The sequence below is a fragment of the Acidovorax sp. genome (assembly GCF_046291265.1).
GTDB lineage: Bacteria > Pseudomonadota > Gammaproteobacteria > Burkholderiales > Burkholderiaceae_C > Acidovorax.
In genome coordinates, this window is record NZ_JBKBTV010000042.1 from 1 (window position 1) to 23,971 (window position 23,971).

The 23,971-nt window shown below is 63.7% G+C and carries 23 protein-coding genes; 19 read left to right on the forward strand and 4 right to left on the reverse strand.

Annotated elements, in window-relative coordinates; translation table 11 throughout:
* Positions 1 to 228 precede the first annotated feature (228 nt).
* From cheY to ACK41V_RS15660, 7 genes are all read left to right on the forward strand, one after another.
* Positions 229 to 615 (forward strand): chemotaxis response regulator CheY, encoded by a 387-nt coding sequence (gene cheY, locus ACK41V_RS15630; protein ID WP_409783526.1) that lies wholly within the window; start codon positions 229 to 231, stop codon positions 613 to 615.
* A gap of 4 nt (positions 616 to 619) precedes the next feature.
* Positions 620 to 1,240: a protein phosphatase CheZ gene (locus tag ACK41V_RS15635; protein WP_409783527.1), complete on the forward strand. Its 621-nt coding sequence runs from the start codon at positions 620 to 622 to the stop codon at positions 1,238 to 1,240.
* A 236-nt stretch (positions 1,241 to 1,476) separates the two neighbouring features.
* Complete coding sequence (locus ACK41V_RS15640; RefSeq protein WP_409783528.1) at positions 1,477 to 2,631, forward strand: flagellar biosynthesis protein FlhB; 1,155 nt, start codon at positions 1,477 to 1,479, stop codon at positions 2,629 to 2,631.
* Positions 2,628 to 4,709 (forward strand): flagellar biosynthesis protein FlhA, encoded by a 2,082-nt coding sequence (flhA, locus tag ACK41V_RS15645; RefSeq protein ID WP_409783529.1) that lies wholly within the window; start codon positions 2,628 to 2,630, stop codon positions 4,707 to 4,709. Before ACK41V_RS15640 ends, flhA begins: the two co-directional genes overlap by 4 nt.
* Positions 4,706 to 6,211: a flagellar biosynthesis protein FlhF gene (flhF, locus tag ACK41V_RS15650; protein ID WP_409783530.1), complete on the forward strand. Its 1,506-nt coding sequence runs from the start codon at positions 4,706 to 4,708 to the stop codon at positions 6,209 to 6,211. Before flhA ends, flhF begins: the two co-directional genes overlap by 4 nt.
* Positions 6,204 to 7,001 carry a hypothetical protein gene (locus ACK41V_RS15655; protein ID WP_409783531.1) on the forward strand — a complete coding sequence of 266 codons (798 nt, stop codon included), beginning with the start codon at positions 6,204 to 6,206 and terminating at the stop codon, positions 6,999 to 7,001. The genes flhF and ACK41V_RS15655 overlap by 8 nt, the downstream gene beginning before the upstream one ends.
* A 28-nt stretch (positions 7,002 to 7,029) precedes the next feature.
* Entirely contained in the window at positions 7,030 to 7,746 is a 717-nt protein-coding gene (locus ACK41V_RS15660) for an RNA polymerase sigma factor FliA (protein WP_409783532.1), read from the forward strand.
* A gap of 279 nt (positions 7,747 to 8,025) precedes the next feature.
* Here the strand turns inward: ACK41V_RS15660 and ACK41V_RS15665 are convergent, their stop codons facing one another.
* The 3 genes from ACK41V_RS15665 to flgA all read right to left on the reverse strand — a co-directional run bounded on the left by ACK41V_RS15665 (position 8,026) and on the right by flgA (position 9,588).
* Positions 8,026 to 8,379 (reverse strand): hypothetical protein, encoded by a 354-nt coding sequence (locus ACK41V_RS15665; protein ID WP_409783533.1) that lies wholly within the window; start codon positions 8,377 to 8,379, stop codon positions 8,026 to 8,028.
* Positions 8,380 to 8,412: 33 nt separating this feature from the next.
* A complete protein-coding gene (gene flgM, locus ACK41V_RS15670; RefSeq protein WP_409783534.1) occupies positions 8,413 to 8,733 on the reverse strand; it encodes a flagellar biosynthesis anti-sigma factor FlgM in 321 nt (106 codons plus the stop codon).
* Between the two features lie 93 nt (positions 8,734 to 8,826).
* Positions 8,827 to 9,588 carry a flagellar basal body P-ring formation chaperone FlgA gene (flgA, locus tag ACK41V_RS15675; protein ID WP_409783535.1) on the reverse strand — a complete coding sequence of 254 codons (762 nt, stop codon included), beginning with the start codon at positions 9,586 to 9,588 and terminating at the stop codon, positions 8,827 to 8,829.
* Positions 9,589 to 9,851: 263 nt separating this feature from the next.
* Here flgA and ACK41V_RS15680 point away from each other — a divergent pair, with 263 nt between their 5' ends.
* From ACK41V_RS15680 to ACK41V_RS15735, 12 genes are all read left to right on the forward strand, one after another.
* Positions 9,852 to 10,328 carry a flagellar basal body rod protein FlgB gene (locus ACK41V_RS15680; protein WP_409783536.1) on the forward strand — a complete coding sequence of 159 codons (477 nt, stop codon included), beginning with the start codon at positions 9,852 to 9,854 and terminating at the stop codon, positions 10,326 to 10,328.
* A 39-nt stretch (positions 10,329 to 10,367) separates the two neighbouring features.
* On the forward strand, positions 10,368 to 10,772 hold the full coding sequence (flgC, locus tag ACK41V_RS15685; protein WP_409783537.1) for a flagellar basal body rod protein FlgC: 405 nt from the start codon (positions 10,368 to 10,370) through the stop codon (positions 10,770 to 10,772).
* A 15-nt stretch (positions 10,773 to 10,787) separates the two neighbouring features.
* Complete coding sequence (locus ACK41V_RS15690; RefSeq protein WP_409783538.1) at positions 10,788 to 11,444, forward strand: flagellar hook assembly protein FlgD; 657 nt, start codon at positions 10,788 to 10,790, stop codon at positions 11,442 to 11,444.
* A 53-nt stretch (positions 11,445 to 11,497) separates the two neighbouring features.
* Entirely contained in the window at positions 11,498 to 12,778 is a 1,281-nt protein-coding gene (gene flgE / locus ACK41V_RS15695) for a flagellar hook protein FlgE (protein WP_409783539.1), read from the forward strand.
* 56 nt (positions 12,779 to 12,834) lie between these two features.
* Positions 12,835 to 13,575, forward strand: a complete 741-nt coding sequence (flgF, locus tag ACK41V_RS15700) for a flagellar basal-body rod protein FlgF (protein ID WP_409783540.1) — start codon at positions 12,835 to 12,837, stop codon at positions 13,573 to 13,575.
* Positions 13,576 to 13,621: 46 nt separating this feature from the next.
* Complete coding sequence (gene flgG, locus ACK41V_RS15705) at positions 13,622 to 14,404, forward strand: flagellar basal-body rod protein FlgG (protein WP_409783541.1); 783 nt, start codon at positions 13,622 to 13,624, stop codon at positions 14,402 to 14,404.
* Between the two features lie 22 nt (positions 14,405 to 14,426).
* On the forward strand, positions 14,427 to 15,149 hold the full coding sequence (locus ACK41V_RS15710; RefSeq protein ID WP_409783542.1) for a flagellar basal body L-ring protein FlgH: 723 nt from the start codon (positions 14,427 to 14,429) through the stop codon (positions 15,147 to 15,149).
* A gap of 325 nt (positions 15,150 to 15,474) precedes the next feature.
* Positions 15,475 to 16,617, forward strand: coding sequence for a flagellar basal body P-ring protein FlgI (locus ACK41V_RS15715; RefSeq protein WP_409783543.1), 1,143 nt, complete (start codon positions 15,475 to 15,477; stop codon positions 16,615 to 16,617).
* Between the two features lie 146 nt (positions 16,618 to 16,763).
* Complete coding sequence (gene flgJ, locus ACK41V_RS15720; RefSeq protein ID WP_409783544.1) at positions 16,764 to 17,684, forward strand: flagellar assembly peptidoglycan hydrolase FlgJ; 921 nt, start codon at positions 16,764 to 16,766, stop codon at positions 17,682 to 17,684.
* Between the two features lie 174 nt (positions 17,685 to 17,858).
* Positions 17,859 to 19,835 carry a flagellar hook-associated protein FlgK gene (gene flgK / locus ACK41V_RS15725; RefSeq protein WP_409783545.1) on the forward strand — a complete coding sequence of 659 codons (1,977 nt, stop codon included), beginning with the start codon at positions 17,859 to 17,861 and terminating at the stop codon, positions 19,833 to 19,835.
* Positions 19,836 to 19,855: 20 nt separating this feature from the next.
* Entirely contained in the window at positions 19,856 to 21,109 is a 1,254-nt protein-coding gene (gene flgL, locus ACK41V_RS15730; protein WP_409783546.1) for a flagellar hook-associated protein FlgL, read from the forward strand.
* A 66-nt stretch (positions 21,110 to 21,175) separates the two neighbouring features.
* The gene (locus ACK41V_RS15735) at positions 21,176 to 22,408 is read left to right on the forward strand and encodes an HDOD domain-containing protein (RefSeq protein WP_409783547.1); all 1,233 of its coding nucleotides are present in this window, start codon (positions 21,176 to 21,178) and stop codon (positions 22,406 to 22,408) included.
* A gap of 87 nt (positions 22,409 to 22,495) precedes the next feature.
* On the opposite strand, the gene ACK41V_RS15740 is transcribed toward ACK41V_RS15735, so the two are convergent.
* Entirely contained in the window at positions 22,496 to 23,971 is a 1,476-nt protein-coding gene (locus ACK41V_RS15740) for a PLP-dependent aminotransferase family protein (RefSeq protein WP_409783548.1), read from the reverse strand.

The window sequence follows — 23,971 nt, forward strand, 5'->3', positions numbered from 1 at the left end:
CGCATGGGCTCATGCCCATGCAAGCGGCCGGGCGTCCAATCGCCCGATTTCACTCCAACCCTTCGGGCAAGTGCATTTTCGGGCGGTCTGCGGCGTTGCAGCGCTTGTGGATAGCTATGCTATCCACTGCGCACCGCGCCTTGCATCCCATCCCGAAAATGCGCTTGCGCGACTCCAAAAAGACATTGAACAGGTTCCTCCCGCTATTTCCGACCGAAAGGGTCCCACGTGACCACAGCCCTTCGTTTTTTGATCGTTGACGACTTCTCCACCATGCGACGCATCGTGCGCAACCTGCTCAAAGAGAGCGGTTTTGCCGATGCCGACGAGGCGGAAGATGGCGTGGCCGCATTGAACAAGCTGCGCAGCAGCAAATTCGACTTCGTGGTGACTGACATCAACATGCCCAACATGAACGGCTTCCAGCTGCTGGCTGAAATCAAGAAGGACGACAAGCTCAAACACTTGCCTGTTCTGATGGTGACGGCCGAAGCCCGCAAGGAAGACATCGTGATGGCGGCCCAAAATGGCGCCGCGGGGTACATCGTCAAACCCTTCACCAAGGCCACTTTGGAAGAAAAAGTGACCTTGATTCTGAAGAAGATGGGGTTATGACACCATGGACGACACACCGGACAACAGCCAGCCGCCTGCCGATGTACACCACAAGATCGGCCAGCTGACCCGCCAGCTTCACGATTCGCTGAACGAGCTGGGTTATGCCGACAAGCTGCGCGGCTCGATGGGCGAACTGCCCGACGCGCAAAGCCGCCTGTCGTACATCGCCCGCCTCACCGGAGAAGCCGCTGAGAAGGTGCTCAACCGCGTGGAGCAGGCCAAGGCGCAGCACGACTACATCGCGGCGGAGACGCGCCGCGTGGTGACATCGCTCGTCAAAGACCCGGTGGCGGCGGTGGCCAAGGGGGAAATCATGAATTTCCTCACCGATGTCGAGCGCGTGACCAAAGAAGCCGATACGCATCTGACCGAAATCATGATGGCGCAGGACTTTCATGACCTGACCGGCCAGGTGATTGCCCGCGTGGTGAACCTCGCTGCCACCATCGAAGATCAATTGGTGCAACTGCTGATTCAGACGGCGCCACCCCACGTGCAGGTGCCGGTGGTGGAAGCCCAACGCGGTCACCTTCAAGGCCCCGTGGTGGATCCCGAGAAAACGACCGACGTGGTCACCGACCAATCGCAGGTCGACGATCTTCTGGCCAGCCTCGGGTTCTGATTTCTGCGAATTTCCGCAGATTTTGTATAAAAATGGCCTCTAGCGCTTATCCAATAAGCGCTGATAGCTATCATTTTTAACAATCCTTCGTAGCACGGCGCCTCCCCAGCCGTTTGCGGCTACAACGTTGCCGCCGCTGCGGCCAGCAAGGATAAGAGGGGGCTGCGGCCCCCTTATCCAGCTTTAGATTTCCAGGTCGCTCACGACAATGGCAGGACACCAGCCGTCATGCCATCATGGAATCCAGCCAAGAAAAAAGCCTCCCCGCGTCAGAGCGCAAGCTGCAAAAAACGCGTGCGGACGGTCAGGGCGCTCGCTCGCGGGATCTGTCGCATCTGGCCATTCTGGGCGCAGGCGCTGCCTGCCTGCTGCTGCTGGCCCCAGAGCTGATGAACCGCATGCAGTTGGCGATGAGCCAGCAGTTGGCATTCAACGCTGCCACGGTCATGTCGCCGGGCCACATGATCACGCGACTGCAGGACATGGTCGTGATTGGTGTGATCGCCAGCGCGGTGTTTGCCCTGCTGACCGGAGGCGCAGCCCTCGTGAGCGCCATTGGCGCGGGCGGCTGGATCTTCAGCGCCAAGCCCATCAGTCCCCAGTTCAACCGGCTGAATCCGATTTCCGGGTTCACGAATCTTTTTTCCAAACAGCAAATGGCCAACGTGGCCAAGATGATTCTGATGTCAGCCATCCTGACATTTGTAGCGTGGAAGTACATGGGCAACAGCATCGAGCAGGTGGCCATGCTGGTGCTGCAACCCTCGCCGCTGGCCATCCGCCAGGTGGCCGACTGGCTCACGTCGGGCATGAGCCTGCTTTTGCTGGTGGTGTTCCTGGCAGCGCTCATCGACGTGCCCCTGCAGGCGTACTTCTTCAAAGCGCGGCTCAAGATGTCGCACGAAGAGGTCAAGCAAGAGCACAAGGAATCGGACGGCAACCCGCACACCAAAGGCCGCATCCGCCAGCGCCAACGCGAAGTGGCAGACCGGGCCAGCGTGTCGGCGGTGCCCAAGTCCGATTTTGTGGTGATGAACCCCACCCACTATGCCGTGGCACTGAAATACGACGAGAAGACGATGAGCGCGCCACAAGTGGTCTCGCGCGGCACGGACCTCACCGCCCTGCGCATCCGTGACCTGGCCAAGGAACACGGCGTGCCCGTGCTGCAGTCGCCCATGCTGGCGCGCGCACTGTACGCCCACGCAGAGCTTGACCAGGCCATCCCCGCCACGCTGTACACCGCCGTGGCGCAGGTGCTGGCTTATGTGTACCGACTGAAAGCGGCACTGCGCGGCGAAGGCCGCATGCCCGACAGCCTGGTTGACCCCTATGTTCCGCCGGAACTCGATCCGCTCAACCGCACCACGGTGCAAGGCGCCCCAGCATGAACAACTCCATGACGTCTCTTCGGCAATGGGCGGGCAACAACTCGGGTGCCTTGCAGGGCATGTCGGCGCCGCTGCTGGTGGTGGCCATCCTGGCGCTCATGGTGTTGCCCATCCCGCCCTGGTTGCTGGACGCTTTTTTCACCCTGAACATCGCCGTCGCGTTGATGGTGATGATGGTGGCGGCGTACATGCTGCGCCCGCTGGATTTCGCGGCGTTCCCTGCGGTTTTGCTGCTGACCACACTCATGCGCCTGTCGCTCAACGTGGCGTCGACCCGGGTGGTATTGCTGGAGGGTCACACCGGCCCGGGCGCCGCCGGTGCGGTGATCGAGGCCTTCGGCCACTTCCTGATCGGCGGCAACTTTGCCGTGGGTCTGATTGTTTTCGCGATTCTGGTGGTGATCAACTTCGTGGTGATTACCAAGGGTGCAGAGCGCATCGCCGAGGTGTCTGCGCGCTTCGCGCTGGACGCCATGCCGGGCAAGCAGATGGCAGTAGACGCCGATCTGAACGCCGGGATGATCGACGAAAAGGAAGCCAAGCGCCGGCGCGCAGAAGTTGCCGAAGAAGCGAACTTCTTCGGTTCCATGGACGGTGCCTCCAAGTTCGTGCGCGGCGATGCCGTCGCGGGCATCTTGATCCTTGTGATCAATATCGTGGGCGGTTTTGCCATCGGCATGCTGCAGCACGGATTGTCGGCCGGACAGGCGGCGGACAGCTACATTCTGCTGGCGGTTGGTGATGCGCTGGTGGCGCAGATCCCCGGGCTGCTGATCTCGGTGGCAGCCGCCATGGTGATCTCGCGCGTGGGCAAGGACCACGACATGGGCCGCCAGATCGTCGAACAGCTCTTCATGTCGCCCCGCGTGCTGGGCGTGACGGCCGGCATTCTGATACTGCTGGGCTTGATCCCGGGCATGCCTCACCTGGTGTTCCTCACTATGGGCGGTCTGCTCGGCTACGCCGCCTGGACGCTGTACGAACGCCAGAAGGTGCCGCCCGAAGTCGAAGCGCCCCCTGCCCCGGTCGCCGATGGCGAAGCCACCTGGGACGACCTGCAGCCCGTGGACCTGCTGGGCCTGGAGCTGGGCTACCGCCTGATCAGCCTGGTGGACAAGAGCCGCCAGGGCGACCTGCTGACCCGCATCAAGGGTGTGCGCCGCAAGTTTGCGCAAGAAGTGGGCTTCTTGCCCCCTGCCGTGCATGTGCGCGACAACCTCGAATTGAAGCCCAGCGGCTACCGCATCACGCTGCGTGGCGTGGTGGTGGGCGAAGGCGAGGCCTTCCCCGGCATGTTCCTGGCCATCAACCCCGGCGGCATCACCACGCCGCTGATTGGCACCCCCACCACCGACCCCGCGTTTGGATTGCCAGCACACTGGATCGACGATCGGCAGAAGGAAGCCGCACAAATGGCAGGTTTTACGGTCGTTGATTCCGAAACCGTGATGGCCACCCATTTGTCACACTTGATGCAAGTGCAAGCCGCCAAGCTTCTGAGTCGCACAGAGACCCAGCAACTGGTGGAACACGTGGCCAAGCTGGCCCCCAAGCTCATCGAAGAAGTGGTCCCCAAAATGGTCTCCATCGCAACGTTCCAGAAAGTCCTCCAGCTCCTGCTGGAAGAGTCTGTGCACATCCGCGATATCCGCACCATCATCGAGACGCTGGCCGAACACGCTGGAGGCATCTCGGACCCGGTGGAACTGGCCCGCCGCGTGCGCATTGCGCTGTCGCCCGCCATCGTTCAGCAAATCTACGGCCCTACCCGCGAACTCAACGTCATCGCCATCGAGCCTGGCCTGGAGCGCCTTTTGGTGCAAGCCCTGGGCAACGCAGCGGGCCCCGCACTGGACCCCGGCGTGGCAGACATCCTTACGCAAAAGGCTGCCGAAGTGGCCCTCAAGCAGGAAGAAATGGGCTTGCCCGCCTGCCTGCTGGTTCCCGACCAGATTCGCAATTCCATCTCTCGCCTGGTGCGCCGCGTGGCGCCCCGCCTTCAGGTGCTTGCGCACAGTGAAATCCCAGAGACCCACACCATCCGCATTGGGCCGATCCTTAAAGGTGCATCAGCATGAACATCAAACGCTTTAACGCTCCCACATCCCGGGAGGCTCTGGCCAAAGCGCGCATGGCCTTTGGCGACGGCACACTGATTTTGTCCAACCGCCCCACGGCCAATGGCGTCGAGGTGGTGGCCACGGCAGAAGACACCTTGTCGGCCTTGGACGGAGGTACGGGGTCTTCGGCCTCCTCCAGCCACCCACCGCTGTTGGCGCCCACGCAGGCGCGCGGCATCCCTTCGCGTGCGAGTCAGGCCAAGGTGATAGCGCCGCCGGTTCGCAACCCCATCGAAGAAGACACCGAGCAACTTGCCATGAGCACGCTGTCGTTTCAGGACTACGTGCGCGAGCGCATGCTGCGCCGCCGCCATGAAGCCATGAACGGCCCGTCGGACCCGCCCACGCTGTCCGAGCGCAGCCGCGACGAAGCGCCTGAGCGCGAGCGCATCACCTCCGCACCGGCCGTGGTTCGCCACAACCCGCTGCGCACCATCCCCATGGACCTTCCGCCCGAGCCCCCTCGTCGCCGCCAGGAAGCATCGACCAGCCATCTGGCCCAGGTGAACAACCAGCAAAGCGTGATGAGCGAGCTGCATGCGATGAAGGATCTGATTGAGGACCGCTTCAACACCCTGGCCTGGCTGGGACAAGCGCGCCAGAACCCGATTCAGTCGAACCTCATGCTCAAGATGATCCGCGCTGGGTATTCGCCTGCTTTGGCACGCGCCGTTTTGGAGCGCATGCCCGAAGAACTCTCGGCCGGCGAATCCGTGCGCTGGCTGATGGAAGTGCTGGAGCGCAACCTCAAGACCGACCTGACGGACCCACCCCTGTATGAACAAGGTGGCATCTTTGCGATGGTGGGCTCCACGGGCGTGGGCAAAACCACCACCACCGCCAAGCTGGCGGCCATGTGCGCCCGCGTGCACGGCCCCGGCAGTGTGGGCCTGATCACGCTGGACACGTACCGCGTCGGTGCGCACGAACAACTGCGCACCTACGGCCGCATGCTCGGCATCGTGGCCCACCTGGCCCATGACCGCGCTGCACTGCAAGACCTGCTGGGCCTGCTCAGCGGCAAGAAGATGGTGCTCATCGACACCACCGGCGTGGCCCCCAGAGACCCCCGCAAGCGCGACATGCTGGATGTGCTGGACCTGCCCAACGTCAACCGCCTGCTGGTGCTGAACGCCGGTTGCCACGGCGACACGCTGGACGACGTGCTCACCGCGTTCAAGACCGACGGTTCGCAGCAAGCCATCCTCTCCAAGGTGGACGAAGCCGTGAAACTGGGCCCCGCCATCGACGCGCTGATCCGCCACCAGATGGTGCTGCGTGGCGTGACCAACGGCCAGCGGGTTCCTGAAGACTGGGAGCGTGCCGACGCGAACAAGCTCATTTCCACGTCCATGCGGGCTCCGGCCAAATCGGCTTTCGACCCCAAGGCCGTCGACCTGAACTTCTTCTTCTCGCATTCGCCCGACACCATGAACGAGCGGGGGCTGGTCGATGCTTGATATCGGCTTTCATCAAGGCGCGGGGCTGCACAGCTTCACACCGCAAACTGAATTGCGGGTGCTGGCCGTTGCCAGCCAGGGCAACGCCGCCACCGGGCTGGAAGCACTGTGGCAGATCTGCGCCAGTTTGCAGCGACTGGGGTACCCGGTCGTGGTGCTGGACGGTACGGCGCTGGAAACCGAAGACAGCCCGGGCTTGCTGCATTTGCTGCAACAAACGCCGTGGAACGATGGCGCCAGCATGAACATGGGCGCCACCGCATCGTCGCTGGCGGTGATTCCGGCCGCCAAAGGCCTGGCGCACATCAGCCGCGAGACACGCAGCACGCACGCCTCGCCGCTGCAGGGGCTTTTGCCCTACTTCAGAACCTACGGGCTGATGGTGCTGCATGCGCCTGCGTCCACCCTCGGGCCGCTGTTGACCCACACCGCCACCACGCCGCTGGTGGTGATGGGGCAAGGATCCGCCGGGGTCATCACCAGCTACAAGAGCCTCAAGCAGATCGCCGTGCACACGGGACTGCCTTGTATGGTGGCTGCGCTATTGCACGGCAATACTGCGGCCGAACGGCGCAAAACCCAGTCGGCCTTGCAGACGCTGCAAGGGTGCGCCGAACGCCATCTGGGCGGCCCTGTGCGCACCACCACCATTGCCACCCAGAACCCCCAGGACCTTCAGCGCCTGGCCTTGCAACTGCTGGAGAATGCGGGCACTATCAGCGGAACGCTGACTGCGCTTTCATCCAGTAACTTGTCCAACGTGCCTGCGCAGTTTGCCTGGAGCCATTGACGTTCTACCAGTGCACAACACGCTTTCTATGTACACCGCCAAAGGCCAGCTTGATCGTGACGCGATGATCCGCCAGCACGTCCCGCTGGTGCGACGGATTGCACACCACATGATCGCCAAGCTGCCTCCCAACGTGGAGCTGGACGACCTGATCCAGGTCGGCATGATGGGTTTGGCAGAGGCGCTTTCGCGCTACGAGGTGGCCCAGGGCGTGCAGTTTGAAACCTTCGCCACCCAGCGCATCCGCGGCGCCATGCTCGACGAGCTGCGCGAGGGCGACTGGATGTCGCGCAGCTCGCGTAAAAGCCAAAAAGACATCGAGCACGCCGTGCAACGCATAGAGCAAAAGCTGGGCCGCAGCCCGCTCGAATCGGAAATCGCCACTGAAATGGGCATGCCCCTGGCCGAATACCAGTCCCTGTTGGGCAAGGTTCGCGGTACGCAGCTGGTGTACCTGGAAGACATGACCCGCGGGAACGAGGACGATGACGGCTTTTTGGACCGCCATGTGGGCGACGCTGATGCCGACCCGCTGGAAATGCTGCGCGACCAGCGACTGAAGGTGTCACTGGTCAACGCCATCAAGACCTTGCCGGAACGCGAACAGCACATCATGGGCATGTACTACGAGCACGACATGAATCTCAAGGAGATTGCAGCCGTGCTGGGCGTGACCGAGTCGCGGGTGTGCCAGTTGCACAGCCAGTCGATTGCCCGGCTGCGCGCAAAAATGCGCGCGCATTAGGCTCCCCCTGAGTCGCCTTCGGCGCCTTCCCCCTGAGGGGGACGCCACCGGCGGCCTGGCAAAGCCAGTTCCACGGTGGCACTGGCTGGGGTCGCGCCCCGTACCGCGGACTATCAGCCTCTCAACCGTATCTGCCATTGATACAAAAAAAGGAGCTGCTTGCGCTTGAATTCATTGGGTTTCAAATAGAAAACTACCTGAAACCCTTTGTGATCAAGCGCAAGCAGCTCTTATTTTTGAAGTAACGCTTGGCAGATGGTGCCAAGTCTTCACCGGACACTACCCAGCTGATTTATAGATGCGTGCCGCATTGCCACCGGCACGGGCACCGTAGGTGGTGGCGTCCGAAGGCGGCAGCACGGCGGCCACCTGGCGGTCTGTGAGGGCGGCAACGCGCGCCAGATTGTCGCGTTGCATGTCTACGCTGGCACCTACCGCCTGCAGGCGTTTGGCCAGATCGGCGGGAAGGGAGTCGACGTTGGTGCGCCGCATGACCTCGGCCAACTCAGCGGCGGCCTGCCGCAGGGCTGTGCTGCGCAATTCCAATACCGGGGGATCAATGGCCAATAGAGCGGCCGAAACAGCCTCCACTTGCTGCTCCACGTTCGCCAGGGCTGTTTCCAGGGACGACATGGGGCTTCAGTTCAAGATCGGATGGAGTGCGGTCTAGCCGCGGGAGCGCGCCAGGATTTCCTGGGCGTTGGACAGCATTTTGTCGGCGATGGCCTCGGCATCCACAGAAAACGTGCCTTTTTCGATGGCAGTGCGGACGGCTTTGACCTTGCCCGCATCAAAGTCGGCGGTCGTCCGCGACGTTTGATCCAGGGCCCGCGCCGCATTGGAAACAGTGACAGGCACACCGGCGGTTGACGCTGCCACTGCGTCTTTGACGGCTCCTTCAGCGGGGCTGGCTGGGCTTTTGGCTGGCTTTGCCAACCCCGTTTGCGCCAGTGCAGCCGGGAGTTCCGGTTTTTGACCTATCTTCATCGCTCTCTCCACCACCCCGTTTGATGTGGGGCACAGTAGCAATGTTTTCGACCCATCTGCCGCAGACTTTAGCGATTTATCGGGGTGGCGTCATTAAAGAGCCACCTCCACTGTCCCATCGGCACCCACAATGCCGCCGACAATTCGCCCATTAGCCATGCGAATGCGCACAGAATCCCCTGCGCCCCCCGCAGACATGGCCTGCCCGGCCGACGTCACCGCATAGCCAGGTCCCTGGGCCATGACCTTGACCTGGGCCCCCGCGCGAAAGAGGTGAGGGGCTCGCACCATGTTCTGGCGCAGCGCCTGCCCAACGACCAGCTGGCGAGATGCCACCAAGCCCACCCAAAGATCTGGATTGGCCATCACGGGGGTATTGTCGGCCGCCCAGTCCACTTCGGCCTCGGTGGCGTCATTGGCAGTCAGCACGGCGCCGGGAGCCACATTGCTGGTCAGCACCCAGGCGGGACCATAGGCTTTGACGGTGACGGGCAAAAAGACGTTCCAGGCGGTGGCGCCTTGAACACAACGCAGCCCCAGCCGGGTCCGCCCCCACAGGCGGGCGCCTACGGGCAGGTACGGTTCAACCTTGGCGCAGGGCGCGAGCCGCAGACGCGAATCCAGGGCGCCCACACTCACTTCCATGCGCAGCGGCATCCCGGCGGTCTGGTTGCGCGATACCGCATCGTCCAGCCACTGCTGCGTCAGCGGTGCCAGATCGACCGACGGGTCGACAGCAGCCTGCGCCACGGCCTGGCCGGTGAACCCAGCGATGCAGGCGGCAGCCATCAGCGGCGCAGCACCACGCAGTGCCGTGCGAGCCAATGCAGAAGAAAGGTGGGGGATTGAGCGCATGGTGTGCCTCCTGGGTGTGCCGGGTGGACCGGGTGTACTGGGAGCCCCGAACTCAGGGCAGTGATGGGTCTGCCGGTAGGGAAAAAGCCATTTCACCCCTGGAACTATAGGCAGTTGCCCACCCCGCAAACCCCGAAACTGCGCGCCCATTTCCGCGTTCTTTGCGCTTTAGAAAAACGCCCCGGTTTCCATAATCAAGCCACGCCGGAAATCCGTTGAAACCTTGGACCCGGCGCCTTTGCAACTCACGGTGTGAGGCACACATGCTTGAAAAGATGACCAACCGGCTGGATTTCCACGGCTCCGCACTTGTCCTGCGCGCCGAGCGCCAGCGCGCCATCGCCAGCAACATTGCCAACGCCGACACGCCGGGTTACGTAGCCCGCGACTTCAAATTCAGCGACGCCCTGAGCGAAGCCACGTCCACCCAGAGCGCAGGGGCAGACGCCACCTCGAAATCGGGTGTCACCCGCAACGTGTTGGCTGGCGTCGTGGGCACCGCAAGCGCCACGGACCCACGCCATATCCCGATCCCGATCACCCGCAGCAGCTCCGATGCGCTCGGCGCCCGCGGCGCTCTGGGCTACACCGTGCAGACCCAGCCTGCCCTTGACAACAACTCGGTCGATCTGGACCGCGAACGCGCCAACTTTGTGGACAACTCGGTGCGCTACGAGGCGACGCTGCGTTTTATCAACGGCAGCGCCAAAACCATGCTCAGCGCCATTCAGGGCCAGTAAGCCTTACGCCCACCGGTAGCCCAGAAAGCGAGATTCACCATGTCCATGTTCTCCATCTTCAGTGTGTCGGGCAGCGCCATCAGTGCGCAGTCGCAGCGCCTCAACGTGGTGGCAAGCAACCTGGCCAACGTCGATGCCGTGGCAGGGCCCGATGGCCAGGCCTACAAGGCACGCCAGGTGGTCTTCAAGACCGAGCCCATGGGCGCCGACAGCTCTGCAGGCGTGCGCGTGAGCGGTGTGACGGAAAGCAACGTGCCCGGCCGCCGTGTGCACGACCCGGCCCATCCATCAGCGGACGCGGAGGGTTACGTCAACCACTCCAACGTCAACGCAGTGGAGGAGATGGTCAACATGATCTCGGCCTCCCGCTCCTACCAGAACAACGTCGAGGTCATGAACACGGCCAAGACCCTGCTCCTCAAGACCCTGCAGATGGGCCAGTAACCCGAAGGCATCACCATGATCAACAGCGTGACCAACACCTCGTCCACCACCGATACGGCGGGCACCAAAGCAGCAGCGGCCAACGACAACGAGGGCGCGCAAGACCGCTTCCTGAAATTGCTGGTCGCCCAGCTGAACAACCAGGACCCGATGAACCCGCTGGACAACGCGCAGATGACCTCGCAGATTGCGCAGATCAACACCGTGACCGGCATTCAGCAGCTCAACTACACCATGCTGGGCATTGCCGAGCAGTTCAGCTCGATGCAGACGATGCAGGGCGCCACCATGATCGACCGCACCGTGGTGCTCGAAGGCGACAAGCTGCCCGTAGCCGGTGGCGTCGGCAAGGGCATGTTCGACCTGAACTCGACCGCCAAGGATGTGAAGGTGGAGATCCTGACGCCCGGCGGCCAGCTCGTGGGCACCGTCAACCTGGACGCCAAGGAAGCGGGCCGCCACGAGTTCGAATGGGACGCCAGCAAGTACACCGGCAGCACCAGCGACCTCAGATTCAAGGTAACGGCTCTCGACAGCAAGGGCGTGGCTGTGGAGTCCACCTCGCTGATCCAGTCCAAGGTCGTCAGCACAGGGGCCAGCGATGGCCAGCTGACCCTGAACCTTGCGAATGGCGCCACCGTCACCTACGACAAGGTCCGTGCCGTTCTCTGATGTCCCGCTGACCCCACCCCAGCATCCAACGATTTGATCCCTAGGAGAACACCATGAGTTTCCAGCAAGGCCTCTCCGGCCTGAACGCCTCCAGCAAGAACCTGGACGTCATTGGCCACAACATCGCCAACTCCAACACGGTTGGCTTCAAGGCCTCGCGCGCAGAGTTTGCTGAGATGGTGGCATCGGCCATCGGGTCATCTGGCGGCACCAATGCGGGCATCGGGGTGGAAGTGGCGGCGGTCGCGCAACAGTTCACCCAGGGCAACCTGAGCATCACCGGCAACAGCCTGGACGTCGCCATCAACGGCAATGGGTTCTTTTCTCTGCAGTTGCCTGATGGCACCGCTGCCTACACCCGCGCCGGCAACTTCAAGCTGGACAAGGTGGGCAACATGATCACCAACGACAACGCCAAGGTGATGGGCTACCCGGTTGACCCGGCCACCGGCCTGCGCAGCGGCACTGACCCCATCCCGATGGTGTTCCCCACGGCCGAGCCCATCCCCGCCAAACAGACCACCACCATCACGGCGGCCTTCAACCTGGATGCGCGCGCTACGGACGCAGCAGGCGACCCCGCCGCCACACCGCCCGTGCCGCCCACACCGCGCGCCACCTATGGCACGTCGATCAACGTCTATGACAGCCAGGGCGTGGCCAAGCCCGTGAGCCTGTATTTCCAGAAGACCGCCACCGACAACACCTGGGACGTGTACGACCAGCTGGACGACCCCACCGCCGTGCCACCCGTGGTGGCCACGCCGATTGGGCAGATCGAGTTTGACAACAACGGCGCCATCATCGCCCCTGTCGCCCCGGCGCCCGCCACCGGCTTTTCCCTGCCGCTGACCATCAACCCCACGCCGCCCAATCCCAACAATCTGCCCACGTACAACGTGGACGTGAGTCTGGACAAGGTGACGCAGTTCGGCACCAAGTTCGCCGTGTCCAACCTGAGCCAGGACGGCTACACCGCAGGCGAGCTGACCGGCATCAACATCGAGAACAACGGGATGATCATGACCCGTTACTCGAACGGCGTGACCCGTGCCGAGGGCCAGATCGCGCTGTCCAGCTTTCGCAACACGCAAGGCCTCGCTTCGGTGGGCGGCAACAACTGGGTCGCCACATTCGAGTCCGGCCAGCCCGTGGTGGGCACTGCCACCGATGGCAACTTTGGCTCGCTGCGCTCAGGGGCGCTGGAAGACTCCAACGTCGACCTCACCGCCGAGCTGGTCAACATGATGACCGCCCAGCGCGCCTACCAGGCCAACGCGCAGACCATCAAGACGCAAGACCAGGTGATGTCCACCCTGGTGAATCTGCGCTGATCGCCGTAGCCACAACACCCCCCTGAATCCGCACTGGACGACACCGGAGAGCCCCTATGGACCGCATCATCTACACCTCCATGACGGGCGCCAGCGCGGCCGCCCACCGGCAGGCCGTGCTGTCCAACAACCTGGCCAACGTGTCTACCAACGGGTTCCGGGCGGAGATGTCCACCTTCCGTTCGGTGCCGCTGCAGGGCGACGGCGCCAAGACGCGCGTGTTTGCGCTGGAGGCCACCTCGGGCCATGTGAGCACGTCGGGCCCCGTTCAGCGCACGGGGCGCAATCTGGACGCCATGGCCATGGGCAGCGCCTGGTTTGCGGTGCAAGGCCTGGACGGTACCGAGGCCTACACCCGCGCCGGCATTTTTGAAGTCTCCGCCCAGGGCCAGATGCTCACCCCCACCGGCTTGCCCGTGCTGTCAGACGGCGGCGCACCCATTGACGTGCCACCGGGCGCCGAGATCAGCTTGGGCTCCGACGGTACCGTCACCGCCAAGGCCGCAGGCCAGCCCGCGCAGGCCATTGGCCGCCTGAAGCTGGCCACCCCCACGCTGGAAGACCCGCTCAAGCGCGGGGACGACGGGCTGTTTCGTACCGTCTCGGGCGAGCCCATTGCCAATGACGCCAATGCCCGCATGCTGGCCGGCGCCATCGAAGGTTCCAACGTGAACCCGGTGGAATGCATGGTGGGCATGATCGCCGCCTCGCGCCAGTTCGAGCAGCAGATCAAGCTGCTGCAGACCGCCGAAACCAACGACAAGACCGCCAGCCAGTTGCTGAGCATGAACGGCTGATGCCGCGCCAGCGCAGCACCCGCAGCCCCCTCCACAAGGACGCACCATGATCAACTCCCTCTGGATCGCCAAGACCGGCATGTCTGCCCAGCAGACCCAGCTCGACGTCATCTCGCACAACCTGGCCAACGTCTCCACCACGGGCTACAAGCGCAACAACGCGGTGTTTGAAGATCTGATCTACCAGAACCTGCGCCAGGTGGGTGCCAACAACGACGAGCAAAACCAGCTGCCCACCGGGCTGCACCTGGGCCTGGGTGTGCGCACTGTGGCCACCAGTCGCAGTTTTGCGCAAGGCAGCCTGCAAGAGTCGAAAAACAGCCTGGACGTTGCCATCAACGGCAACGGCTTTTTTGAACTGACCATGCCCGACGGCACGATTGGCTACACCCGCGACGGCTCGTTTCAAGTGGACTCGCAAGGGCGACTGGTCAGCTCCAGCGGCCTGCCGGTGGCCAATGGCATCACGGTGCCCCCCAACGCCACCAGCATCAGCATCAGCACCGAGGGCGCGGTGTCGGCCATCGTGCCGGGCAACACGCAGCCCCAGCCGCTGGGCAACATTGCCATGTCCAACTTTATCAACAGCGCGGGCCTGGAGCCCATCGGCCAGAACCTGTTCAGGGAATCGGCCGCGTCAGGCCAGCCCCAGCAGGGCACGCCGGGCACCAATGGCCTGGGCATCGTGCGCCAGGGTTTTCTGGAGTCGTCCAACGTGAACGTGGTGGAAGAGCTGGTGACCATGATCCAGACCCAGCGCGCGTATGAAATGAATTCCAAGGCCATTCAAACCTCGGACCAGATGCTGGCCAAGCTGGCACAGCTGTGATCCCTGCCAAAGGACGCACCCCATGACCCAATACCCGCTCTTTCTCGTGGCTCCCGCCATTGCTCGCCGCCTGCGCTCGGGTGCTGCGGCTGTGGGCGCCGCCGTGCTGTGCGCAGGCTGCGCCAGCCTGTCGCCTCCACCCCCCGTTGACATTCTTCCCACCGCCCCGCCGCCGCTGGCCGCGGCCAGCCGCACGCCACCGCCGGTCACCGGCGGCTTGTTCCACACCGCCAGCTACCGGCCCGGGTTCGAAGACCGCCGTGCACGCCTGGTGGGCGACAGCGTGACGATCCAGATCATCGAGAACGTGACTGCCAGCCAGAAGTCGTCGTCCACGGTGGACCGCACGTCCGAAATTTCTGCGGGCGTGACCGCACTGCCGTTCGCCAAGCCGACCTTCACCGACAAGCTGGGGGTGGGCGCCAATTCGGGCAACACCTTTGCGGGCAAGGGCGGCACCGAAAGCGCCAACACTTTCCAGGGTTCCATCACCGCGACCGTCATCGACGTGCTGCCCAACGGCCACCTCATCGTCGCGGGCGAGAAGCAGATCGGCGTGAACCAGAACGTGGATGTGCTGCGCTTCTCGGGCACCATCGACCCGCGCGCCTTGCAGCCGGGCAGCATCATCAACTCCACCCAGGTGGCGAATGTTCGCGTCGAGTCCCGCGGACGCGGCGCGCAGAACGAAGCGCAAGCGATGGGCTGGATGGGGCGGTTCTTCAACACCATCACGCCTTTTTAAGCTCCCCCTGAGTCGCTGCGCGCCTTCCCCCTGAGGGGGACGCCACCAGCGGCCCGGCGAAGCCGGTTCCGCGGTGGCGCTGGTATGGGGCTGCGCCGGTTTTGAACCTTCGGGGCGATACTACGGCCCGTTTAAAAATGATAGCTAATAGCGCTTATAAAATAAGCGCTAGAGCCCATTTTGATTCATATTCTTATCTTTCTAAGCGCCTCGATGCAGTCGCCGCACTTGCGGTTCCTCCGCGAAAAACGAGTGCCGCAATAGGCTGGTGAACCCGCTTCTTTTTGGGTTTTAGTTCTTGCCATGGCCTTCCACAATGGATGCCATGAAAGCCTTGTCCCATTCCCTCTTGCAACGCCCCGTGCGTGCGCTGTGGCTGCTGTTGGCCGTGGTGGCCGGCGTCGCGGCAGCCCCCGCACACGCCCTGCGCATCAAGGAAATCGCGGCGGTGCAGGGCGTTCGCAGCAACCAGTTGACGGGCTACGGCTTGGTGGTGGGCCTGGACGGTACGGGCGACCAGACCACCCAAATGCCCTACACCACGCAGGCCATGACCAACTACCTGCAGCAGATGGGCATCAGCCTGCCGCCCAGCGCAGCCGGGCAGTTGCAGCTCAAGAACGTGGCCGCAGTGATCGTCACGGCCCAACTTCCCGCGTTTGCACAACCGGGGCAGATGATCGACGTGAACGTGTCCTCCATGGGCAATGCCAAGTCGCTCAAGGGAGGCACGCTGATCGTGACCCCGATGCGCGGTGCCGATGGCGAAATCTACGCACTGGCCCAAGGCAATATGGTGGTGGGCGGGGCGGGCGCCTCTTCGGGCGGCAGCAAAGTCCAGATCAATCACCTCAGTGCAGGCCGCATCCCGCAAGGCGCCCAGGTAGAGCGCGCTGTGCCCACCCCGCTCAATGAGGGCGAAACCATCACCCTGGGACTGAATTCCTCCGATTTCCAGACCGCCCGACGCGTCGCCCAGGCCATCAACGGCAAGCTGGGTAACGGCCTGGCTACCGCACTCGATGGCCGGACGGTGCAGGTGCGTGCGCCAGTGGATCCGGGTGCGCGGGTCGGCTTTATCGCCGATCTGGAAGAGCTGCCACTGGAATCCTCCACACCGTCTGCCAAGGTGGTGATCAATGCACGCACCGGCTCGGTGGTGTTGAACCAGGCCGTGACGCTGGGGCCTTGCGCCATTGCCCACGGCAACCTGTCCATCACCATCCGTTCGACCCCGGTCATCAGCCAGCCCAACCCGCTTTCGCAGGGGCAGACCGTGGTGACCCAGCAAAGCGACATCACCATCAACCAGGAGCCGGGCAACATCATTCAGATGCCGCCATCGCCCCTGCTGGCCGATGTGGTGCGCGCACTGAACTCGCTGGGCGCCACACCGGGTGACCTGCTGTCGATCCTGCAGGCCATCAAGGCGGCAGGCGCGCTCAATGCAGAGCTGGAAGTGATCTAGATGTTCCCCCCTGAGCCGCTTCGCGTCATCCCCCCAGGGGGACACCCCCAGCAGCCTGGCAAAGCCAGTTCTGCGGCGGTTGCTGGCCTGGGGCGCGCCTGTTCCACGCGCATCGGGCATGACACACCGCGCCAAGGAGCTTGACCATGTCCCTCTCCCTGCCCTCATCCTCCACCACCAGCAGCACGTCCAACGCGCTGGCGGTGGACATCCGCTCGCTCAATGCCCTCAAGTACGAGGCGGGCACGGCCAGCAGCGCGCAGGTCACCCGCGAGGCGGCCAAGCAGTTTGAATCGCTGTTCATGCGCGAGCTGATCAAAAGCATGCGCGAAGCCACCATGAAGTCCGGCTTGATGGACAGCGGCCAGGCCGACCTGGGGCAGGACCTGCTGGACCAGCAGCTGTCGGTCAGCATGTCGGGCATGCAGGGCGGTTTGTCGGAAGCCATTGCACGCCAGTTGTCGCGCCAGATGGGCGGCGCCCAAGACGCAGAGTTCGCCGTGCCGTCCACGCTGAGCCTGCAAAAGTTTGCCCCCCGCACAGCCGCGCCCGACACCACCCTGCCCGACACTACCGCCCCCGTGCCCAAAGGCCGCGACAGTTTTGTGCAGCACCTCTCCGGCACCGCAGAGCGCGTATCCAAGGAGAGCGGCATTCCCGCCAACTTCATGCTGGGCCAGGCCGGGCACGAAACCGGCTGGGGCAAGAGCGAGATCCGCAACAAGGACGGCTCCACCTCGTACAACCTGTTCGGCATCAAGGCCACCAAGGGGTGGACCGGCAAGGTGGCTGAAATCACCACCACCGAATACATCAACGGCAAGGCCCAGAAGGTGACCGCCAAGTTCCGCGCCTACGACTCGTACGAAGACTCCTTCCGCGACTACGCCCGCCTGATCAAAGAAAGCCCCCGCTACGAGAAGGCCGAATCCGTCGCCCAGTCCGGCTCGGCCATGGCCTATGCCTCTGCGCTGCAAAAGGCGGGCTACGCCACCGATCCCGAATACGCGAAGAAACTCAGCGGCGCCATCAACAGCGTGCTGCGCACTCAGCGCGCCCAAGCATGATATGAAACTCCCCCTGAGTCGCTTCGCGCCTTCCCCCTCTCTCGCTTCGCGGGAGGGGGACGCCCCCAGCGCGGCGGGGCGGCCCTTGCGCGGGGGCACTGGCCTAGGCCATGCCAGCCTCACGCTCAGTGGGCGGCTAGCCGCGCCGCAGAGAACAGAGAAGCGAGGTGAATCATGAGCCTGCTCAGCGTCGGCGCCCGCGCCCTTCTGGCCAACCAGGTGGCCCTGCAGACTGCGGGACACAACATTGCCAACGTCAACACCGCGGGTTATTCACGCCAGACGGTGGTGCTGCAAACCGTGCAGGGCCAGTTCACGGGCGGCGGGTACATCGGACAGGGCGTGGATGTGCAAACCATTTTGCGCAACCAGAGCGAACTCCTGACGCGCCAGGCGGCCACAGCGGGATCGGTGCAATCCGCTGACATCGTGCGCGCAGAGCGACTGAAGCAGCTGCAGGAAGTGTTCAGCGGTGGCACGGCCGGTCTGGGCGCCGCCATCAACGACATGATGAATGCGTTCTCGGACGTGGTCAGCGCACCCACCGACATCACCGCCCGTACCGTGGTGCTGACGCGCATGGACGAAACAGCCGCCCGCATGCGCTCAGCCGCAGACCGCCTCAACGAGATCCAGTACACGGTCACAGAGCAGTTGCAAAGCAGCGCAACCGCCGTCAACAGCCTGGCCATGCAGATGGCCAGCATCAACGAGCAGATTGCACGTGCCAAAGGCAATGGACAGACACCCAACGACCTGCTGGACCAGCGCGACCAGGTCATCCGCGACATCAACCAGTACGTTCAGACCACGCAGATTCCAGCGGATGACGGAACGATAGGACTGTTCGTGGCAGGCAGCCAGCCGCTGGTGCTGGGCACCACCGCGACGCAGTTGTCGGTGGGCGACGCGACCGCATTCCCTGGCAGTGGTCAGCTCAAGCTGTTCTTCAACCGCCCGGGCGCGACCCCCATTGAACTGGACGAGAACGTGTTGGGCGGCGGCACGGTGTCGGGCCTGCTGCGCTTTAACAACACCGACCTGGCGGAAGGGCGCAACCTGCTCGGTCGCATGGCCATGGCCATCGGCATGACGATGAACGACCAGCAGAACCTGGGGCTCACGCTGGATGGTGCACTGGGCAAAGACCTGTTCTCGGTGCCCACCAGCATGCCGGGCTACACCAACGGCGCGGGCGTGGGCACCGTCGCTTTCAGCAATCCCACCCAATTTGCAGCGTCCGACTACGAAATCCGGTTCACCACCGGCACCGCGGGCCAGGTCGTGCGCCTGTCCGACGGGCAGGCCACCGCGTTCACTGACGCGGCCAACCTGGCCACACTGAACATTGACGGGCTGACCTTCAACCTGACCACACCCGGCACGCCCGGCGAGCGGATGCTGTTCAAGCCGTTCAGCACCGCCGCTGCCAACATGCAGTCGCTGGTGTATTCGCCGCGCGATCTGGCGGCGGCCAATCCGATCAATGCGGCCATGGGCACGTCCAACGGCGGCACGATGCAACTGTCGGGCCTGAAGGCCACGGGCCTTCCCAACCCGCCCGGGCTGGTGTTGCCACCCAACGCCAACCCCGCCGCATTGCCCCCCATTCTGGGCGGCATCCAGTTGCAGTTCACGGCAGGCCCGCCCACTACGTATGACGTGCTGGACCGTGGCACAGCGCCGCCCACCACGATTGCGGCCGCACAACCTTACACGCCGGGTGCCCCGATTTCCATCAACGGCTGGGAGATCAAGCTGCAGGGCAGCCCCAATACGGGCGACACCGTGGTCATCGGCAACGCATCCGATCCGCAGTACGGCGACATCTTTACGCGCAACTCCGGCAACGCCAGCGCGTTGATGGGCCTGCGCGACGTGAAGATGTTTGACGAGTCCACCCTCAGCGACGGCTACGCGGGCGCCATGGCCCAGGTGGGGACGCGCACCCAAAGCTCGCTGTTTGCGGCAGAACTCTCAACCACCATTGCGGCCAATCTGGAACGTGACCGCACCGCCATTTCAGGCGTGAATCTGGACGAAGAGGCCGCCAAACTGATCCAATACCAGCAGGCCTACCAGGCGTCGGCCAAAATGATCCAGATCGCACAGAGCATTTTTGACTCGCTCATCCAGGGCATTGGCCGCTGACCGCCGCACAGGAGATTGACATGAGCAACAACTTCTACCGCCTTGGCACGGCCAACATGTACGACAACGCCCTGCGCAACCTGGGCTCGCGGCAAACCAGTTTGTCCAATCTGCAGGAGAACCTCACGTCCGGCAAGCGTGTGGTGCGCGCCAGTGACGACCCCGTCTCTGCCGCACAGGCCGAGCGTTCCATCAACCGACTGGCCCGCATCCAGACCGAGCAACGTGCACTGGAAACCCAGCGCAACGCGGTTGCGCAGGCCGAGTCAGCTCTGGGCGATGCGATTGGCCTGGTGCAAAATTTTCGCGAACTGACGGTGAGTGCAGGCAGTGCCACGCTCACACCCAATGACCGGGTCACGATTGCCAACCAGCTGCAGGGCCTGCGCGAGCAGATTCTGGAAGTGGCGAACCGCAAGGACACCAACGGGGTGCCACTGCTGGGCGCACTGGGCAGCGCATTGGCGCCTTTTCTGGGCCCGCTGACCAGCACACCGGACTACAGCTTTGCCGGGCTGCCAGGGCAGACGGCCAGCACCGGGGTGACCATTCCGGGTACGCTGGATGGCGACGCGGCGTTCATGTTCGATCCGCAGCGCGACGGGGTTTACAACGCGGCGGTCAGTGCCATTCCGAATGACCGGCAGCTCACCACCACCGCGGTCACACCCGTGGACAAGAGCCTGATCACCGGGGACAACTACACCATCACCTTCAGCGCCGTAGGTCCAGGCGCCACGGTCGGCACCAGCACGGCGACCTACACGCTGACGAACACCACCACCGGTGCGGTATCAGCACCGGTCACGGTGCCCGACTACCCTTCGGACAAGCCGGTCACCATTGCGGTGGCCGACATTCCCGGCCTCAGCTTCAACATCACCGGCAACCCGGCCAACGGTGACACCATCACCATGCAACCCAGCCCCAGCATGTTCAGCACGCTGGACAGCGCCATCCGCGACATCCGCAGTGCGCCCAACAGCAATGCCGCCATCCAGGCGGTGGGCCAGGCCCTGGGCAACATGGACATCGGGCTGGAACGCCTGCACAACATGCGGGGCTATGCGGGCGAGTTGCTCAACCGTGCAGACCGCATTACGGGCGACCAGGAAAAGCGCTCTGTGCAGCTGGAAGGAGACCGTTCCCGGGCCGAGGATCTCGATATGATCCAGGGCATTTCGGACTTTCAGAACCAGCAGGTGGGTTACGAGGCCGCCCTCAAGTCCTACGCCATGGTCCAGAAACTGTCCCTGTTCAATTTCATCGGTTAGTACCTGCTTGCGGGGTGGAGGAGACACCCCCCGGGAGCAGGCCCCCGTTACCTTGCCTGAGAGCACATGGTCCAATCCGTTCTTGGCAGCCTCATTCTGGGCTACCGCCCTCTGTGGAACCGCGCCCGCAAGCTGGCCGCCATCCAGCTCTACGCCCACAACGAAGCATCCGCCGTGGTCGATGGCTCGCACCTGCTGCGCACGCTTCAGGAGCTGTGGTCAGCCAGCTCCCCACCCCTGCTGATTTCATCCCAGACGCGGCAGTTTCTGTGCGACTTGCTCGAACACGCACCGCGTGGCGCGCCGTGGATTGAAGTGCGTGGCGAGTGGTTGTCCGACTCGACCATCTATGCACGGGTCAAGTCCGCCCACCAGCGGGGCCTCAAGCTGGTCTGGCGCGGTGACATTGGCAAGCTGCCCGAGGCCGACATCGCCCGCTGCTTTGACAACAGCCTGCTGACCCTGCGCCCCGAAGACGCGGTGGCCGCCTTGAAGGCCGCTCCCGCCCGCCCGGGCGCACCGGCACAAGCCGCGCGTGCCCCCAGCCCGGTGCTGGCGGGACAGATGTACGAAGGCATTGCCAGCCGCGCGCTGATGGAGCATTGCCTGGACCAAAGCAACGCGCTGGCACTGGCTGGGTGGCCGACGGAAGACGTGCTGTACAGCATGCGCCACACCCCCCAGCAACCGTCGCATGCGGTGATCTTCAAGCTGATGAAAGCCATCGACGCCGAGCAGTCGCTGGAGACCTTTGAAGCCATCATGGGCGAAGACCCGTTGCTGGCGTACCGCTTCATGGTCTACACCAACTCGGCGGCGCTGGGCCTGCGCACAGGCATTGACTCGCTGCGCCGCGGGCTGGTGATGATGGGCTATGGCTCCATCAAACGCTGGTTGTCTGACCAACTGCCCCACGCCAGCACCGACCCCAACTTGCAGCCGGTGCGCGACGCCATGGTGATGCGCGCCAACCTCACCGCCCACCTGCTGGATGCGGGCGTTGAAAACGACCTGCGCCGGGAAATCTACCTGTGTGGCCTGGTGTCGCAGCTCGATGAGCTGATGGGCGAACCGCTGGGCACCATCCTGCGCCGCCTGCCCCTGTCAGAGCGCATCTACGACGCCACGGTGCTGGGCACCGGGCCCTATGCCAGCGGCCTGCAGATGGCCTGTGCGCTGGAAACCGACGACGCCAGCGCCATCCGCCAGCTGTGCGAGACGCACGAGATGGACCTGGAAGAGGTCAACCGCGCACTGCTGCGCGTGCTGGCCGACCTAGACGTGGAGCGCAAGTCCTAGGTTTTTGGTGTTTTTGGCCTCTAGCGCTTATCCATCAAGCGCTGATAGCTATATTTTCAATAGCAAACAGCCATTTGCCTTGCGCAGTCAGCGCCCTTGCTCGGCCCTGACCCGCTGAAAGACACGCCAGAACGTCGCGTCCTGCGTGGTGGCAAAGTTGATGCGCATCAGCGTGCTGGGCTTGCGCTCTGCGTGGAACAGCGCACCCGGCGCCAGCAGGTAGCCCTCATCCAGCATGCGCTGCGACAGCGCGTCGGTGTCCACCCCGGTATCCACCCACCCAAACAGGCCCACGGGCTCGGCTGCAAACGTGCACCCCGCGCCCAGCGCCAGTTTGACGCTGCGCGCACGCGCCGCATCGAGCCGGGTGCGGATGCGCTCGGCGTGGCGGCGCAGTTGGCCCTGTTCGATACACAAAGCCAGCGCCTTCTCCAGCAGTGCTGGTGTTGTCAGGGTGGCGAGCAGCTTGGTATCGAGCAGTTGCTCGGTCAGCGCGGGCGGCGCAGCCAGATACCCGATGCGCCAGTTGGGCGCCAGGATCTTGGCAAAGCCGCTCACGTAGATGGTGCGCTGCAGGCCATCGAGTGCCGTGAGCCGCGTGGCGTGCTCGGGCGCAATGTGGCTGTAGGTGTCGTCTTCGACCACATGAAAGTTGTACTGGTTGGCCAGCTGCAAAATGCGGTGCGCGCTGCCGGGCGTGAGGCAATAGCCGGTCGGGTTGTGGAACACGCTCACGCTGACGTACAGCTTGGGCTGGTGCACCTCGCAATACTTCGCCATCACTTCCAGATCGGGGCCATCCGCACGGCGCGGCACCGGCAGGATGTGCATGCCCATGGCGGACAGCCGCGCAAACTCTACGGCCCAGCCTGGCTCCTCCACCATCACCGGGTCGCCCGGGCGCAGCAAGGTGCGGCTCACGATGTCCAGCGCGTGCGTGGCACCCACCGTGGTGATGATGTTCTCAGGCGCCGCATGTACGTTCAACGTGGCCAATTTTTTGGACAACACGCGGCGCAGCCCCGTGTCACCCAGAGGCTCGCCGTACTGCAACGAAAAGTCCTGCAAAGCACGCGTGTGCGTCACCTTGCGCACGGCGGCGGGCATGAAGGTGGACTCCAGCCATTCGGGCGGAAACACCCCCATGCCCGGCTGCGGCTTGTCGCTGATCTTGTGGAACATGCCCCGGATCAGCGCTGTGGCGTTGATGGGGTGCGCACCGCGCCCTGCACCCCGGGCCGCAAACCAGTGCGCGGTGCTCCAGTTGCCCACCGGGCGGTCGTCCGCATCGGCGGCCGTGCCGTCCAGTATGCGCTCTGTGGTCAACGCAGGCACCATCTCCCGCACAAAAAAGCCGCGGTTCTTGCGCGCCTCCACCAAGCCTTGCGCCAGCAGCTGGTCGTAGGCCGCCACCACCGTGGATGGGCTCACGCCATGCTGCTGCGCGCACTGCCGTACCGAGGGCAAGCGGGCTCCGGGCGCGAGCAGGCGATTGCGAATGCGCTCCCCAAAGCGGGCTGACAACTGCTCGGTGAGCGACTGTGTGGGCGTTTTCATCAACAT